Raw genomic sequence first — 16,774 nt, forward strand, 5'->3', positions numbered from 1 at the left:
GCATCTGCTGCTGCGGGCAATAGGGCAGATAGCTCGTCATCTCGACAGTCTACCGGCCCCGAAACGCCCGCGAGGACTTAACTCACCGACGCTTGGCTTCTGCCGCGCAGACTCCTAGGCAGGCATCGAGCCGCCGCCGGCAGGCCGGCGGCATCGCCACGCTCCCCGCCATCGAACATCCTCGAATGCCGGCTGCAAATACGCCGCGGATTCACAGCGGACAACGCTACCCGCATCGTCTATATGTGAATCAGGATTCGTCGCCATGGGTCGAGGCGGGTGCTTCTCTTCAGGGACTGCACACGCCGCACCCGGGAATCTGCCTCGACCCGCGGCCTGCGCGCGCGGGCTGCCGTGGCAGCGGCCGACGACGAGCATCTGTTCAACGCTTGAAGATCGGAGCGGGAGCCCATTCCATGAGCAATCAGCCCAAAGTCACCATCGTCCGCATACCGGGTCGGGTGCGGCCCGACGAACCGCTTCGGCTTGCGAGCTGGATCGGGGGTGATTCGCCCTTGTTCGCCGGTGTGGCGCCGGCGCGTTCCTTTCGCCTCGGCGCGACCGGCAGTCGCGGCACGGCCGAAGACACGGTCGCCGAGGCGATTCCCGAGGACGCCCTGGTCGAGATCGAGTTCGAAGGCGGCGCATGTTTCTGGACCGTGGGCGCGGATCTGCGCAAGCGCCTGCAGGAGGCGGGCGGCGCCAGCGCACGGGGTGGAAGCGGTGCGGACGATGGCGCCTGGGATCTGCCGTCCAGCATCGCCGCGCCGGTCACGGGTACGCGCGGGCTCGCCGGGAAACTGACCATCCGGGCCCTGCGCTGGATGGGCTTCGATCCGGTGAAGGCGGGTCTGGACAAGATCGTCGACCTGGCCGAGACACGCTCGGTGCCGCGCGAAGGGGTGTTTCTCGTGGGCGACGACGGCATCCGGGGCGAACCCCTGAAAACGCCGATTCCCGATGGCGAGCGCACCCTCATCCTGCTTCACGGCACGGCATCGAACACGCGCGGCAGCTTCTCCAAGCTGTGGCTGCGCCAGCCCAAACAGTGGGCGCGCCTGCGCGCATGCTACGGCGAGCGCATCTTCGCGCTCGAGCACTGCACCCTGACCCGCAGCCCGATCGAGAACGCGCTCAAGCTCGCGCGCCTGCTGCCACGCAGCGGTTCGCTGCGCCTCCTGTCGCATTCCCGTGGTGGCCTGGTCGGCGAACTGCTCGCGCTGGATCCGGCTCGCGTCGATCGCGCCGGCATCACCGCGGTGCTGGCTGCAGCGCAGCGGGAGAATCCGCCTGCGGCGGAGGCGCTGATGCAGCAGGAGGCACAGCTCTTCGCGCTGCTGCGCGAACTCGAGGCGCGCCCGGCGCTGCAGATCGAGCGTTTCGTGCGCGTGGCCTGCCCGGTCATCGGCACCTCCCTCGCCGGGGAGAAGCTCGACCAGTGGTTCTCGCTGCTGGTGCTGGCCGCGATCGCCGACGAGATGCGCCGCAGCAACAGCCGCGGCATGATCACGAGCGGGCTCGCCTCCCTCGCCAGCCATGGGCTGGACATGCTGGCGGAAACCGCGGCGGCCATCATCGGCAGCCGCAAGCGGGCCGACCAGTTGCCCGGCCTCGAGGCGCAGATGCCCGGCTCCGCGCTGGTCCGCATCCTCAACGGAAACCCGGGACGCGGAGAACTGTTCGTCGTCGCGGGCGACGCCGCCCCCCGGGAACAGGACTGGCTGGCCGAGCTGCGCTTCTGCCTGATCGACCGCTACTTCGAGCAGGACCACGACCTCGTGGTCGACACGCGCGCCATGCTGGACGGCCCCGACCGCCCGGTACGCAAGGTGTTCTTCCGCGCCGGCCCGACCGTCAATCACTTCAGCTACTTCGGTAACGAGGACAGCGCAGCCGCGGTCGCCGCCGCGCTGACCGACGCCGTCGACACCGCCACGCTGTTCCACGACTACGCAGGGGAATGGCCCCTGCCCGCCGAGACCGCGCGCGGCCTCTTCGCACCGCGTGCGCTCGCCGACCCCCCGCTCCAGGGCGCGCGAGGCATCGTGGTGCTCGTACCCGGCCTGTGCGGCTCCGAACTCCAGGTCGCCGGCCGCGAAGTGTGGGCGAGCGTGCCGGCCCTGGCCTGCGGCGGCTTCCGCAAGACGCTGCGCATCGACAATCCGGCGGTCGAGCCGGGCGATCCGCTGGCCGGCAGCTACCTCGCGCTGGCCAATGCGCTGCGCAGCAGCGGCTATGTCGTACGCATGCATGGCTACGACTGGCGCAAGTCCGTCGTCGACTCGATCAAGGGGCTCGGCGACACCCTGTCCACCGCGCTGGGCGATGCCACGGCGGGCAAGCTGCCGGTGCACGCGATCGTCCATTCGATGGGCGGCGTGCTGATCCGCGCCGCCTTCGCCCAGGACCGCGGGCTCTGGAAGCGCTGGAAGGAACAGCCGCGCCCCGAGGCGCGCGTCATCATGCTCGGCACGCCCAACCAGGGCTCGCACGCGGTGACGCTGCTGCTGACCAAGCGCGACGAGTTCTTCGCCAAGCTGGCGATGCTCGACCTGCACAACTCCGAGCGCGAGCTTCTCGAGATCGCCCAGCACTTCCCCGGTGTGCTCGAGCTGCTGCCGAACGCCGCCGATGAAAACGGCGAGGAGATCCGCCTGCCCGCGACCTGGCAGCGCTACTGCACCGCCGACGGCCAACGCTGGCCCGTTCCGCCGGAGGCTGCGCTCACCCAGTCCGGAGAACTGTGGCGGACGCTGCTCGCAGGCGATCCCCTGATCGACGACGAGCGCCTGATCTATGTCGCCGGCACGGCGAAGGAAACGCCCCGCCTCGCCGAGATCGCCGAGGACGGACGGTTCCGCCTGCTCAAGACGGCCGACGGCGATGGCCGCGTCACCTGGGCAAGCGGAATCCCCGCGAAGTGCCGGGAAGGCGGACGGCTCTACTACATGAACGCGGTGCATGGCGACATGCCGGCGCACACGCCGGCCTTCCCGGCATTGCAGGAGCTGCTGGAGAAGGGCGAGACCGGGCGCTCCGCGCTGACGCGCAAGCCCGTCCCCATCCAGGCCCGCGGCGCCGTCGAAGCCCCCGGGGAATATGCCCCCGTCAGCCCGGCCATGCTTTCACACTACCCGACGCGCTCCGACCTGCTGGCCGCGGCGACCGGCGCCACGCTCCGCGCCCCCCGCACCGAGCGCGAGGAGGAGATGCGGACGCGGGTCCGGGTCATTCACGGCGACCTGATCTTCGTCGACGCACCGGTTCTGGTCGGCCACATACAGGGCACCAACAATCTCGAGCAGGCGGAATACATCCTCGACCGCGCCCTCAACGGTCGCATGCAGAACCGCCTGGATGCCGGCATCTATGCGGGCCCGCTGGGCAGCTATGCCCTCTTCCCACCCCAGCCCGAGGAGCGCTTCGCCGCCGGCGCCATCGTCATCGGCATCGGCCGCGTCGGCGAGCTCTCGCCGGGAAGCCTGTGCGACGGCGTGGCGCGCGCGCTGGTCGCCTATGCGATCACGCGGCACGAGGAGCGCAAGCGCACACACGACCGGCAGGCCGCCACCGCCGGCAAACCGCTGCAGTTGCCGGTGTGTGCGCTGTTGATCGGTGCGGCGATCGGCGAGCTGAGCCTGCGCGATTCGGTCACCGCCATCCTGCGCGGCCATCGCAAGGCGCGCGAACGCCTCGCCGACGCGAAGCTCGACGACCGCATCGAGTTGACGCAGCTGGATTTCGTCGAGCTGCTGGAGGACCGTGCGATCCAGGCGCTCAACGCGGCACGCGACGCGGTGACGCTCGACGGCGAGCTGCGCAGGCATTTCTGCATCGAGGACACGCTGGCGAAGAACGAGGGCGGGCGCCAGCGTGCCTACGCCGAGCTCGGCGAAGATGCATGGACCCGGATCGCGATCAGCGCCGTCAGGATCGCCGACGGCAGCGGCACCCAGCTGCTGTTCAATGTCCATGGCGACCTTGCGCGGACCGAGCAGCTCTACAACGGCATTGCGCTCGGCAGCATCGAGCGCTTCACCCGCCAGCTGATCGACACGGAAAGCGACAACGAGGAAGTCGGCCGCACCCTGTTCGAACTGCTTCTGCCCAACTGGCTGAAGGACCAGGCACCGGACCGCCGCCGCGCCCAGCTCATCATCGATTCGGCCGTCGCCGGCATTCCCTGGGAGTTGCTGCGCGATCGCATGGAAGACGACCGCAGCGATCGCGGCGGCGCCCCGCTGTCGGTGCGCAGCGGCCTCGTACGCCAACTCTCGACGGGCCGCTTCCGCCAGCGCATCCAGCGCGCGGACGGCTTTCACGCGCTGGTCGTGGGCGATCCGGACCTCGGGCGTCTGGGCGACTACTTTCCGCAGCTGGCCGGTGCGCGCGAAGAAGCCGCCGAGGTGGCCCAGCTGCTCAAGGACGGCGGCTTCGACACGCCGCCCGCGCTGCTCGGTGGCAGTGCCGAGCAGATCCAGATCGCGCTCTACCAGCGCGACTGGCGCATCCTTCACCTGTCGGGCCATGGCATCTATCGTGAAACCCTGCCGACGATCGATGCCGACCACAGCGCCAAGCCGGCCGACGAGGCCGTCACTGCGACCGGCATGCTGATCGGCGAGAACAGCGTGCTCACCACCGCGCACATCGAGCAGATGCGGGTGGTACCCGATTTCGTGTTCATCAACTGCTGCTCCCTCGGTCGCATCGAGGCCGAGCGCGCGATGCTCGGCGAGAACCGGCCCGGCAATCCGATGCTCGCCGCCAACCTCGCGACCCAGTTGATCGAGATGGGCGTCCGTGGCGTCATCGCCGCCGGATGGCGGGTACTGGACGACGCGGCGAAGCTGTTCGCCAGCACCTTCTACGAAGCCTTCCTTGCCGGCGAGACCTTCGGCGAGGCGGTGCTCGCCGCCCGCCGGGCCACTTTCGACCGCTTCCCCACCACCAACACCTGGGGCGCCTACCAATGCTACGGCGACCCCAGCCTGCTGCTGCGGCGGCCGCCAAGCAGCCACGAGCGCCGCCGCCATGCCGCACGCTACGACTTCGTCGCACCGCGGGAGGTGATCGCCGAACTGGAGCGCCTGACCCAGCAGAGTCGCTACCAGGCCATGGAATCCGCCGACGACCGCAAGCGTCGCGAGGAGCGCATCGACGCGCTCGCGAGGCTGTGCGAGCGGCGCGGATGGTCGGGGCATGGCGACATCCAGGAGGCCTTCGGGCAGCTGTGGGCGGAATTCGGCGACCATGATCGCGCCATCGCCTGCTACCGGGCAGCCCAGGGGGCCGGGGACGGCAGCGCCTCGATGAAGGCCACCGAGCAACTCATAAACATGCTCGCGCGACGGGGCAGCGGCCTGCTCGCGGCGGGCGGGCCCGAGGCCATGGCAAAGGGCAAGGCCCTGCTCGGCGAGGCCGAGCAGCTCATCACCGGAGTGCTCGCCGTCGCTCCGAATGCCGAACGTCACTGCCTGCTCGGCAGCATCTGGAAGCGCAAGCTGAAACTCACCGCCGACAACCAGCTGGATGCAGCGCTGAAGAGCATGGCACAGGCCTACCGCAACGCCGAAAACTGTGCCCTCGAGGCGGGCGGGCGGCTCTACTACCCGGCGCTCAGCGTCCTCCATGCGGACCTGCTGCGCCAGCTGCTCGGCACCCTCACCCCGGACGAGGGCAAGGCGGCACGGCAACGCATCGCCGCCGTGCGCAAGGAGATCGAGGACCCGGCATTCCAGGCGCGCGACTTCTGGGATCGTGTCGCACCCCTCGACCTCGCCCTGAGCGAAGCCTTGTTCGACACCGCCTGCGAAGAAAATGCGGATCGCCAGGCGAATGATGCGAGCTTCAGCAAGGCACAGGAGGAGTACCAGGCCTTGCTCGCCTACAGCTCACGCCGCGAACGGGAGTCGGTCGTCGGTACGCTGGACGCGCTCAAGACCTTCCTGGAACGCCTGCCAGCGCAGCGAAAAGGCGCTCATTTCGCCCGCGCGAGGGAGCTGGTCGGTCGCCTGAACACCCTGGCCGACGCCTTGCGAAAGTTGCTGTGAGGCATGTCTGGCGCGCACCGACCACCGTCCATCGGTGCGCGCTGTCGCCCCTCACCAGGCGGCGGGCGGCGGAGGCGGAGGCGGCTCGATGAAGCTGCCGGTGGCGAAGTAGAGCACCGCAGCGGTGATCGCCAGCGCGATCGCGAAGGCCAGCGCGCCGCCGCCCTGCGCGGGCTGGGCGTCGGCTTCGTCGACTTCCTTCATGCCGGTGACCATCGGCCGCAGCAGGTTGTCCTTCTTGAACAGCGCGTAGAACAGCACGGCCGACACGTGCAGGCCCACCAGCACGATGATCGCCCAGTAGTTCTGCCGGTGCAGCCCGGACAGCCAGTCGCTGGTCTCGCTGCTCACCAGCGCGCGCAGCGGACCGGAGAAGGCGATCTCGTCATTGGAAAACAGCCCGGTGACGGCCTGATAGAGCATGACCCCGAGCAGGGCAAGCACCGACAAGGCGCCGAGCGGGTTGTGCCCCAGCCCGCTCCAGTGCCCGCGCAGGTGCGCCCACAGGTGGGCCGGGCCGGGGACGAAGTCGGCGAAGCGGGCGTAGGTCGAGCCGATCACCCCCCACACCAGGCGGAAGGCGAGCAGCCCGGTGATGGCGATGCCGACGCGGCCGTGCCATTCGATGAGGCTGCCGCCGATCTGGGCGGTGACGTAGGCGGCCACCGCCAGGATGGCGAGCAGCCAGTGAAAAAGACGAGTGGGCAGATCCCAGACTCTGACCTTGCGCATGCTGTATTCCTTCCCTGAGATTCAGCCTGACTGACTGCGCCATCCGGCACAGGTTCCGCTGCACTGCATCATTCCGTCTTGCGCTGCGCCAGGAACTCGCGCAGATGGCGGCCGGTGTGCGATTCCGGCGTCGCCATCGCGACCTCGGGCGGGCCTTCTGCCACCACCCGGCCACCGCCCTCGCCGCCCTCCGGGCCGAGGTCGATCAGCCAGTCGGCCTCGGCCATCACGTCGAGGTCGTGCTCGATCACCAGCACGGTGTGGCCGGCATCCGTCAGGCGGTGCAGCACCCGGATCAGCTTGTCCACGTCGGCCATGTGCAGGCCCACGGTGGGCTCGTCGAGCACGTACAGGCTGTGCTTGTCGGCGGGCAGCGGCACGCCGCCGGTGTCTTCCGCATCGCCCGGGCGGCGGCGCACCTTGGCGAGCTCGGTCACCAGCTTGATGCGCTGCGCCTCGCCGCCCGACAGCGTCGGGCTGGGCTGGCCCAGGGTCAGGTAGCCGAGGCCGACGTCCTGCAGCAGCTGCAGCGGGTGGGCGATCGCGGGATGCGCGGAGAAGAAATCCACCGCCTCGTCCACCGGCATCGCCAGCACCTCGGCCACCGTCCTGTCCTTCCAGCGCACCGACAGCGTCTCGGGGTTGAAGCGCGCGCCGCCGCAGGCCTCACACGGCGTCTTGACGTCGGGCAGGAAGCTCATCTCGACGGTGGTCTGGCCCGCGCCGTCGCACACCGGGCAGCGCCCGGCGCCGGTGTTGAAGGAGAAGCGCGAGGCGTTCCAGCCGCGCGTGCGGGCGTCGAAGGTGTCGGCGAAGAGCTTGCGGATCGCGTCCCAGAAGCCGACGTAGGTCGCCGGGCAGGAGCGCGGCGTCTTGCCGATCGGCGTCTGGTCGACCTCCAGCACGCGGCCGACCTGGTGCCAGCCGGGCATCGCCGCGCAGCCGACCAGGGGCTGGTCGACCGCCTCCGGCTGCGCCTGGCCGCGGCGGCGGGCGCGGGTCGCCTCAGGGTCGCCGAGGCGGGCGCGCAGGTTGGCGTGGATGACGTCGCGCGCCAGGCTGGACTTGCCCGAGCCGGACACGCCGGTCACCACCGTGAGGCGGGCGAGCGGGATGCGCACGTCGATGTCACGCAGGTTGTGCAGGTTGGCGCCCTCGATGCGGATCGCCGGGTTCTCCAGCGCCACCGCGCGGCGCGGGCGCAGCGGGTGCTGCAACGGGTGGCGGAAGCATTCGCCGGTGGCCGATTCGGGCGCCGCCAGCAGGTCGGCGATCGTGCCCTCGGCCACCACCCGGCCGCCGCGCACGCCGGCGCCGGGGCCGAGGTCGATGACGTGGTCGGCGCGGCGGATGGTGTCCTCGTCGTGCTCCACCACCAGCAAGGTGTTGCCGCGGTCGCGCAGGGCCTCGAGGGTGTCGAGCAGCAGGCGGTTGTCGCGCGGGTGCAGGCCGATCGTGGGTTCGTCGAGGATGTAGCACACGCCGCGCAGGTTGGAGCCGAGCTGCGCCGCCAGGCGGATGCGCTGCGCCTCGCCGCCCGACAGCGTGGGCGCGGCGCGGTCCAGCGCCAGGTAGCCGAGGCCCACGTGCTGCAGGAAGGCGAGGCGACCGCGGATCTCGCTCACCAGGTCGCGGGCGATGTCGGTCTCGCGCTCGTTCAATGCCAGGTCGGCGAAGAAGCCGGCCGCCCGGTCCACCGGCTGTGCCGCGAGCTGGTGCAGGCCGAGGTCGCGGAAGCGCACCGCGCGCGCCACCGGGTTGAGGCGCGCGCCGTCGCAGGCCGGGCAGGGTTCGTCGCTGACGATGACTTCTTCCGCGTCGCCGAGGTCGAGCGCGTCCGGGTCCTCGATGCGCGCCGCGGTCTTCAGCCCGGTGCCGTAGCACTTGGGGCACCAGCCGTGCTTGGCGTTGTACGAGAACAGGCGCGGATCCGGCTCGGGGAAGCCGGTGCCGCAGCTCGGGCAGGCGCGCAGCGTGGAGAAGGTGATCGGCACCGCACCGAGCTTGCCGATCTCCAGCACCTTGATCACGCCCTTGCCGATCTCCAGCGCCTGGCGCACGAACTCGCGCAGCGTGGCTTCGCTCTCGGGCTGCACCACCACCATGCCGGTGGGCAGCTCGATGTTGTGCTCCTTGTAGCGGTCCAATCGCGGCCACTTGGCGGTGGGCAGGTATTCGCCATCGACGCGCAGCTGCGCATGGCCCTTGCCGCGCGCCCACTTGGCGAGATCGGTGTACAGGCCCTTGCGGTTGACCACCAGCGGCGCCAGCACTTCGACCGAGGCGCCGCGCAGCTCGCGCTGGAGCTGCGCGACGATGGCCTCGAAGCTCTGCGGCGTCACCGGCACGTTGCAGTCGGGGCAGAACTGCGTGCCCAGCTTCACGTACATCAGGCGCAGGAAGGGGTGGATCTCGGTCAGCGTCGCCACCGTGCTCTTGCGCCCGCCGCGGCTGGTGCGCTGCTCGATCGCCACCGTGGGCGGAATGCCGAAGAGGCCGTCGACGTCGGGCCGGCTGGCCGGCTGCACGAACTGGCGGGCGTAGGCGTTGAGCGATTCCAGATAGCGGCGCTGGCCCTCGCCGAAGACGATGTCGAAGGCCAGCGTGGACTTGCCCGAGCCGGACAGGCCGGTGATCACGGTGAACTGGTCGCGCGGAATCTGCAGGCTGACGTTCTTGAGATTGTGCTCGCGGGCGTGGCGGATTTCGATGGCGGGGGCGGCGACGGGGCGGTATTCCACCCGCGGCTCGGCGGCGACGAGCGACCGATCTCCCGGAGGAGCGGCGCAAGCCGCGATTGCGCTTTCCGTGGCGACGGCGCGGCCGGAACCGCCGTGATCGCGGCTTGCGCCGCTCCTACGGGAACCCGGGGCCTCCGCATCCGCAGAAACAGGGGACAGACCCCGATTTCCTGCACGGGTGCGAGCAAGCGCCTCAGCGTAGTCGCGCAGCGCGGCACCGGTGTGCGAGCTCGCGTGCGCGCGCACCGCCTCCGGCGGGCCTTCGACCACTATCGCGCCGCCGCCTTCGCCGCCCTCGGGGCCGAGGTCGATGATCCAGTCGGAAGCAGCGATCACGTCGAGGTTGTGCTCGATCACGATCAGCGAATGGCCCGCCTGCAGCAGCTTGTCGAAGGCGCCGAGCAGCTTGGCGACGTCCTCGAAGTGCAGGCCGGTGGTGGGCTCGTCGAAGAGGAAGAGCAGGCCGGGTTCGGTCTTGTCCCCAGCCTTGTCCCCAAACTTATCCACAACACTGGCTTTGCGTACAGGCTTCTTCTGCGCGGCCTCGGCGAGGTGGCCGGCGAGCTTGAGGCGCTGCGCCTCGCCACCCGACAGCGTCGGCACGGGCTGGCCGAGGCGCAGGTAATCCAGGCCGACGTCGGCGAGCGGCGCGAGCGCGGCGAGCACCTTGGGATGCTCGCGGAACACATCCAGCGCCTCATGCACGGTGAGCTCCAGCACGTCGGCCACCGACAGCCCGTTCCATTGCAATTCAAGCACTTCTGGCCGATAACGCTTGCCGTCGCAGTCCGGGCAGCGCAGCCACACGTCGGACAGGAATTGCATCTCGACGTGCTCGAAGCCCGAGCCGGTGCAGGTCGGGCAGCGGCCGTGGCCGGCGTTGAAGCTGAAGGTGCCGGGGGTATAGCCGCGCTGCTTCGCCTCCGGCAGGGCGGCGAAGAGGGCACGGATCGGGTCCCAGGCGCCGACGTAGCTCACCGGGTTGGAGCGCGAGCTCTTGCCGATCGGCGACTGGTCCACCATGACCACGCCGCGCAAGTTATCCACATTCTCGAGACGATCGAAGACCCCCGGCGATTCCGCCGCTTCCCCGAAATGCTTGGCCAGCGCCGGGAACAGCACGTCCTGGATCAGCGTCGATTTTCCCGAGCCGGACACGCCGGTCAGGCAGGTCAGGCGCCGCAGCGGGAAACCGACCGTGAGATCGCGCAGGTTGTGCTGGCGCGCGCCGACCAGCTTCAGCCGCGGTGTGGCGGCGTCCACCGGGCGCGGCGGACGGTCGACGTCGATGCGCTTCGTGCCCGCCAGCCAGGGGCCGGTCACAGAATCGGGATTCGCCGCGATCTCGGCCGGCGTGCCGCGCGCGACGATGTCGCCGCCGCGCTCGCCCGGGCCGGGGCCGATCTCGAGCAGCTCGTCGGCGGCGACCATCACCTGCGGGTCGTGCTCGACCACCACCAGCGTGTTGCCGGCGTCGCGCAGCCGCGTCATCACCCCGAGGATGCGGCCGATGTCGCGCGGATGCAGGCCGATCGAGGGCTCGTCGAGCACGAACAGGGTATTCACCAGCGAGGTGCCGAGCGCGGTGGTCAGGTTGATGCGCTGCACCTCGCCGCCCGACAGCGTGCGCGACTGGCGGTCCAGCGTCAGGTAGCCGAGGCCGACGTCGGCCAGGTAGGTGAGTCGGCTGCGGATCTCGCCGAGCACCAGCTCGGTGGCCTCGTCCGCCACGCCGGGCAGCGCGAGCGCGGCGATGGCGTCGCGGATGCGGTCGACCGGCAGCGCCATCAGCTCGTGGATGGCGAGGCCCTGCACCCCCGCGATCGCAATCCCCGCCGCCGCGGCTGCCTCGCCGACAGCGGGCGCAGTCCCGACGGTCGATACGCCGGCTGCCGCGTTCGCCCCGCCGACGGTGACCACCCCCCCGGCGGTCGGTGACTCGCCGGCGGTCGGCGCACTCCCCGTAGGAGCGGCGCAAGCCGCGATCGGGGGTTCGGCGGCGCCAACGCTCGATGAAACGTGGTGATCGCGGCTTGCGCCGCTCCTACATGAAGCCTGAGCGCGGGTCGGCAAGCGCCACAACAAGGCGTCGGGTTTCAACCGCGCCCCATGGCACGCCGGGCATTCCGTGTAGCTGCGGTAGCGCGACAGCAGCACGCGGATGTGCATCTTGTAAGCCTTGGTCTCCAGCCAGTCGAAGAAATGCCGCACGCCGTACCAGTAACGCGGCCACGAGCTGTCCCAGTTCTTCCATTTCGGGTCGCCCTCGAACAGCCACTGGCGATGCTCCGGCGGCAGATCCCGCACCGGGATGTCCATCGCCACGCCGTACTTCTTCGCCATCTTCTCGAGGTCCTGCTGGCACTCGCGATAGCTCTCGGTCTGCCAGGGCTTGATCGCGCCCTCGGCCAGCGTCTTCGATTCGTCCGGCACCACCAGGCCGAAATCCACCCCGATCACCCGTCCGAAGCCGCGACAGGTCTCGCAGGCGCCGATCGGCGAGTTGAACGAGAACAGGCCGGGCGTGGCCTCCGAATAGTGGATGTCGCAGTCGGCGCAATGCAGGCCGGACGAATAGCGCCACACCGCCTCGCCCGGCGTCCCCGCCGACTTCTCCGCCCTCACCCCCTCGCCCGAGGCGTAGACGGCAAGCCGCCCGTGTCCGCGCTGCAGCGCCGCCTCCAGCGCCTCCGCCAGGCGTGAATCCTCGGCATTCGACGCGCGGAAGCGGTCCTGCACCACCTGCAGCACGTCCTGCCCCTCCGCGCCAACGCCCGCGAGGCGTTCCTGGATGCGCGTGTAGCCCTGCGCGGCGAGCAGTCCGGTCACTTCCTCCTCGCTGAAGCTCGACGGCACGGTCACCGGAAAGCACACCACCAGGCGCGGATCGCCCGCCGCCGCGGCGCGCGCGCGCAGGTCGGCGGCGATACTCACCGCCGAATCCCGCCGCACCGGCTTGCCGCAGCAACGACAGTGCAGATGCGCGGCGCGCGCGTAGAGCAGCTTGAAGTGGTCGGCGAGCTCGGTCATCGTGCCCACCGTCGAGCGCGAGGTGCGCACCGGGTTGGTCTGGTCGATCGCGATCGCCGGCGGCACGCCTTCGATGCGATCCACCTGCGGCTTGTCCATGCGGTCGAGGAACTGGCGCGCGTAGGGCGAGAAGGTCTCGACATAGCGCCGCTGGCCCTCGGCATACAGCGTGTCGAACACCAGCGAGGACTTGCCCGAGCCCGACACCCCGGTCACCACCGTCAGGCGGTTCAGCGGCAGGTCGAGCGACAGGTTGCGCAGGTTGTTCTGGCGCGCACCGCGGATGCGGATGGCGTCGGCGATCGAGGCGGGGGCGTCGATCGGGGTGTAGCGGGTGGCGGAAACGGACATGGGGCGGGAGGCGGAGACGTGAGCCGCCATTTTAGTGGGCGGGGGTGCGTCTCGGACTCATGACGCGGGGGGAAAGGTTCCCGCGCGGGGTGCCAGGACGAACCAGTCAGGCGGCAGCGTCGTGCTCGGCCAAGTGCGCGCCGGGACGCCAGCCAGTCCGCAGCAGCCCGCTCAAGGTGCTGCGCTGCAACGACGGAAATGAGGATATGGTCCGTCACGGCGGCCATCCCTACGGACCTCTTCACGCACAGTGCACCATCGGGCCAGCAGACACTCCAAAGCGCACATGCGACCAAATTCAGCGACCATCTATAGGAAACTTTGTTAAGTTATACGTGCGTTGTAACTTTTCAAATCTTTATATAAACTGCACCGCATGGACCCTATCCGCAATCCCTTCTCCCCCGGTGCGGGCACTCCGCCCCCCGAACTTGCCGGCCGCGACGACCTGCGCGAGTCCTTGCGCATCGCGCTCGAGCGCGCGAGGATCGGTCGCCCGGCGAAGAGCGCCATGCTGGTTGGCCTGCGCGGTGTCGGCAAGACGGTCTTGCTGGACCGCATCAGGATGGATGCCGAGGCGGCCGGAATCCACACGGTCCGCATCGAGGCGCCCGAGGGGCGTTCGCTGCCTGCCCTGCTTGCACCGCAGTTGCGTCAGGCCCTGCTGCGCCTGAGCCAGATCGCGGCCGCGAAGGACTACGCCGTCCGCGGTCTGCGCGCGCTGGCGGGCTTCGTCGGCAAGCTCAAGGTCACTTTCGGCGACATCGAGGTAGGGATCGACTACGAGCCCGAGCCGGGCCTGGCCGACAACGGCGACCTTGAGCACGACCTGCAAGCACTGTTCGAGCAAGTTGGCCTGGCGGCCAGATCGGCCAGCACGGCCTTGGCGATCTTCGTCGACGAGCTGCAGTACGTGGAGGAGGCGCAACTGGCAGCCCTCATCACGGCGATGCATCGGACCGAGCAGCGGCAGTTGCCCGTCGTGCTGGTCGGTGCTGGTCTGCCACAACTGCGCGGGCAGATGGGGAACGCCAAGTCGTATGCCGAACGCCTGTTCGATTTCCCCATGATCGGACCGCTGCCACCCGCCGCGGCCCGCCTTGCAATCGAGAAGCCCATCGAGAACGAGGGCGTGGCGATCACCGAACGAGCCGTGAGCCAGATCCTGCAGGTCACTCAGGGCTACGCTTACTTCCTGCAGCAGTGGGGTAGTCACACCTGGCAGGCAGCGCACGCATCGCCGATCGATATCGACGCCGTCAATGCAGCGTCCGTCACCGCCGTGGCGGCGCTCGACGAGAGCTTCTTCCGCGTGCGCTTCGACCGCCTCACCCCAAAAGAGAAGCGGTATCTCCGCGCAATGGCCGAGTTGGGCGAGGGCCCCCACAGATCGGGCGACATCGCCAACTGCTTCAGCGCGCCCGTGTCTTCACTGGCTCCGACACGCAGCTCCCTGATCACCAAGGGCATGATCTGGAGCCCCAATCACGGCGACACGGCCTTCACGGTGCCGATGTTCAATGAGTTCATGAAGCGGATCATGCCGGGGGACGACTGGCGATGATCGCACTTGCTGCTTTCGATGCACACGCTCTCGGCAGGAGCCAGTGCTGACTTGGGGGGAAGTCTGGTCAAGTTGCAGAATGCATCCGCCTATCCTCGGGGGATTCGCGTTGAATGATGGCACCCACTCCTGGTTCAACGAGCATGAATTGCTCAACCCGACAGCGCTCTGAGTGCTCCGGCCCTCCGAGTGGCTGTTCAGCAGGAATGGCGGCGGTCCGCAACGGGCCGGACTGAGACCTCCGTGCGCGGGTCCGCGAACTGTTCGTGGGGGTCTCGAACCGACCCAGAAGAGACGTCCAGCACCTGAATGGCCCGAAGACAGTTTTCCGAGTCAAGCTGTCACCCCGAAAGGCAGCGTTGCGGAGCTGTGAACCTAAATCCGGCAGTTACCCCACTTCGTTTGCTGCCTGATCATGCAAACGGGGTGGGGTAACTGCCGGATTTAGGCTGATTGGACAGCGGCGGAACGCCCATCGCGTGCGTGGGTGGCACGTTCGGCTTGTCGTGGCTGTGATCAGCCGGGTTGTGACCGTGTTGGTGTGGGCTGCCCTCGTCCTCGAAGTCATCATGGCTATGACCATGATCGTTTTGATCCGTGGCCGCCCCAGTATGCGCGTGTGTAGTCGCACGCAAGGGTGCGTGCGACAGGGATGTTGCGCTCGAGAACGCGAACAGGGCATGCGAGAGCATCAGCAGCCCAACCAACACTCTCGCCAGCGCGCGGGCGATCCTTTTCGAGAAGATAGAGGTGGCCAGAAGAAAGGTCATGTCGGGTCGGGTTCGGGCAGGCGGGGAGCCTTTCGCGATCCGTGGCCGGTTTATACGGGAGTCGGATTCAATACGGCAATTCGGCAACACTCGGAAACGAGCGCGGGCAAAAGGGAGTTCCGGCACCTAGCGCCAGGTGGATGGATCGCCTGGTTCGGATGCCCCTCAGTGCAGCTTCACCTGCGGCTCGGTGCGCCGCGTCAGCGTGCGCGCCAGGGTGTCCAGGATGACCTTGGCCCAGCCGTGTAGCGCCAACTCGTGCATCTTGTAGAGCGAGGTGTACATCAGCTTGGCGTACCAGCCCTCGATGAACAGGTCGCCGCGCACCAGGCCGCCCATCATGTTGCCGACGGTGCTGAACTTGCCGAGCGAGACGAGCGAGCCGAGGTCGCGGTAGTGGTAGTCCTGCAGCGGCTTGCCGTCGAGGCGGCTGCGGATCTGCTTGAACAGGTGCGAGGCCTGCTGGTGCGCGGCCTGGGCGCGCGGCGGGACGAAGCCGTTCTTCTCCGGCCACGGGCAGGCGGCGCAGTCGCCCATGGCGAAGATGTCGGCATCGAGCGTGGTCTGCAGGGTCTGGCGTACCAGCAACTGGTTGAGGCGATTGGTTTCCAGGCCGTCGAGGCGGGTGAGGAATTCGGCGGCCTTGACGCCGGCTGCCCACACGGTCAGCTCTGCCGGCAGCATCGAGCCGTCGGCCAGGCGCACGCCGTCGGCGAGCACCTCCGCGACCTTGGCGCCGGTATGCACGTCGACGCCGAGCTTGCGCAGCAGGCGCCCGGTGGCGCGCGACAGGCGCTCGGGCAGGGCGGGCAGCACGCGCGGCCCGGCTTCGATCAGCACCACCTTGATGTCACGCTTCGCGTCGACCCGGTCGAGTCCGTAGGCCATGACCTGGCGCATGGTGTGGTGCAGCTCGGCCGACAGCTCGACGCCGGTCGCGCCGGCGCCGATGATCGCGACCTTGAGCTGTTCCGGGCGCAGCGGCGCCTGCTGCGCCTGTGCGCGCGCACAGGCATGCACCATGCGCGTGTGGAAGCGGCGCGCGTCGGCCGCGGTCTCGAGCTTGAGCGCATATTCGCGCACCCCGGGGGTGCCGAAGTCGTTGCTCTGGCTGCCCACCGCGATGACCAGGGTGTCGTATGGGAACGAGCGTGCCGGGGTGACTTCGCGCCCCTTGCGGTCGGCGAACGGCGCTACCTGGACCTCGCGCCGGATGCGGTCGATGCCGGTCATCTCGCCGATGCGGAAGCGGAAACCGTGCCGATGAGCATGGGCGAGATAGCCGACCTCGTGGTCGCCGATATCCATGCTGCCGGCTGCGATCTCGTGCAGCTTGGGCTTCCAGACGTAGCTTTGCTTGCGCTCGATCAGCGTGATCTCGGCCTTGCCCTGGCGCCCGAGCGTATCGCCCAGGCGGGTGGCAAGCTCGAGACCGCCGGCGCCACCGCCGACGATGACGATGCGGTGAGGGGCGCTGGTCTTGCTCTGATTCATCGGTTCATCATCCTGTGGTCGGGAGCAGGCGCAGTGAGG

General features: G+C 69.0%; 6 protein-coding genes. 2 read left to right on the forward strand and 4 right to left on the reverse strand.

All coding sequences use genetic code 11. From position 1 onward, the window contains the following. Positions 1–416 precede the first annotated feature (416 nt). The gene (locus PO78_RS01135) at positions 417–6,053 is read left to right on the forward strand and encodes a CHAT domain-containing protein (protein ID WP_012584245.1); all 5,637 of its coding nucleotides are present in this window, start codon (positions 417–419) and stop codon (positions 6,051–6,053) included. Positions 6,054–6,104: 51 nt separating this feature from the next. Here the strand turns inward: PO78_RS01135 and PO78_RS01140 are convergent, their stop codons facing one another. Both PO78_RS01140 and PO78_RS01145 read right to left on the reverse strand, forming a co-directional pair. Beyond that, positions 6,105–6,785, reverse strand: a complete 681-nt coding sequence (locus PO78_RS01140; RefSeq protein ID WP_043741540.1) for a cytochrome b/b6 domain-containing protein — start codon at positions 6,783–6,785, stop codon at positions 6,105–6,107. Positions 6,786–6,853: 68 nt separating this feature from the next. Next, positions 6,854–12,907, reverse strand: a complete 6,054-nt coding sequence (locus tag PO78_RS01145) for an excinuclease ABC subunit UvrA (protein WP_043741543.1) — start codon at positions 12,905–12,907, stop codon at positions 6,854–6,856. Between the two features lie 376 nt (positions 12,908–13,283). On the opposite strand from PO78_RS01145, the gene PO78_RS01150 reads away from it, so the two are divergent. Beyond that, the gene (locus PO78_RS01150; RefSeq protein ID WP_043741546.1) at positions 13,284–14,471 is read left to right on the forward strand and encodes an ATP-binding protein; all 1,188 of its coding nucleotides are present in this window, start codon (positions 13,284–13,286) and stop codon (positions 14,469–14,471) included. A gap of 413 nt (positions 14,472–14,884) precedes the next feature. Here PO78_RS01150 and PO78_RS22060 read toward each other — a convergent pair whose 3' ends face one another. Both PO78_RS22060 and PO78_RS01155 read right to left on the reverse strand, forming a co-directional pair. Further along, positions 14,885–15,241 (reverse strand): hypothetical protein, encoded by a 357-nt coding sequence (locus PO78_RS22060; RefSeq protein ID WP_082047670.1) that lies wholly within the window; start codon positions 15,239–15,241, stop codon positions 14,885–14,887. Positions 15,242–15,406: 165 nt separating this feature from the next. Further along, entirely contained in the window at positions 15,407–16,735 is a 1,329-nt protein-coding gene (locus PO78_RS01155) for an NAD(P)/FAD-dependent oxidoreductase (RefSeq protein ID WP_043741549.1), read from the reverse strand. Positions 16,736–16,774: the final 39 nt, after the last annotated feature.

This window comes from Thauera sp. SWB20, assembly GCF_000831325.1.
Lineage (GTDB): Bacteria > Pseudomonadota > Gammaproteobacteria > Burkholderiales > Rhodocyclaceae > Thauera > Thauera aminoaromatica.

Coding starts and splice junctions, on each gene's coding strand:
- PO78_RS01135 (WP_012584245.1), top strand. CDS start 417: ATGAGCAATCAGCCCAAAGTCACCATCGTCCGCATACCGGGTCGGGTG.
- PO78_RS01140 (WP_043741540.1), bottom strand. CDS start 6,785: ATGCGCAAGGTCAGAGTCTGGGATCTGCCCACTCGTCTTTTTCACTGG.
- PO78_RS01155 (WP_043741549.1), bottom strand. CDS start 16,735: ATGAATCAGAGCAAGACCAGCGCCCCTCACCGCATCGTCATCGTCGGC.
- PO78_RS22060 (WP_082047670.1), bottom strand. CDS start 15,241: ATGACCTTTCTTCTGGCCACCTCTATCTTCTCGAAAAGGATCGCCCGC.
- PO78_RS01150 (WP_043741546.1), top strand. CDS start 13,284: ATGGACCCTATCCGCAATCCCTTCTCCCCCGGTGCGGGCACTCCGCCC.
- PO78_RS01145 (WP_043741543.1), bottom strand. CDS start 12,907: ATGTCCGTTTCCGCCACCCGCTACACCCCGATCGACGCCCCCGCCTCG.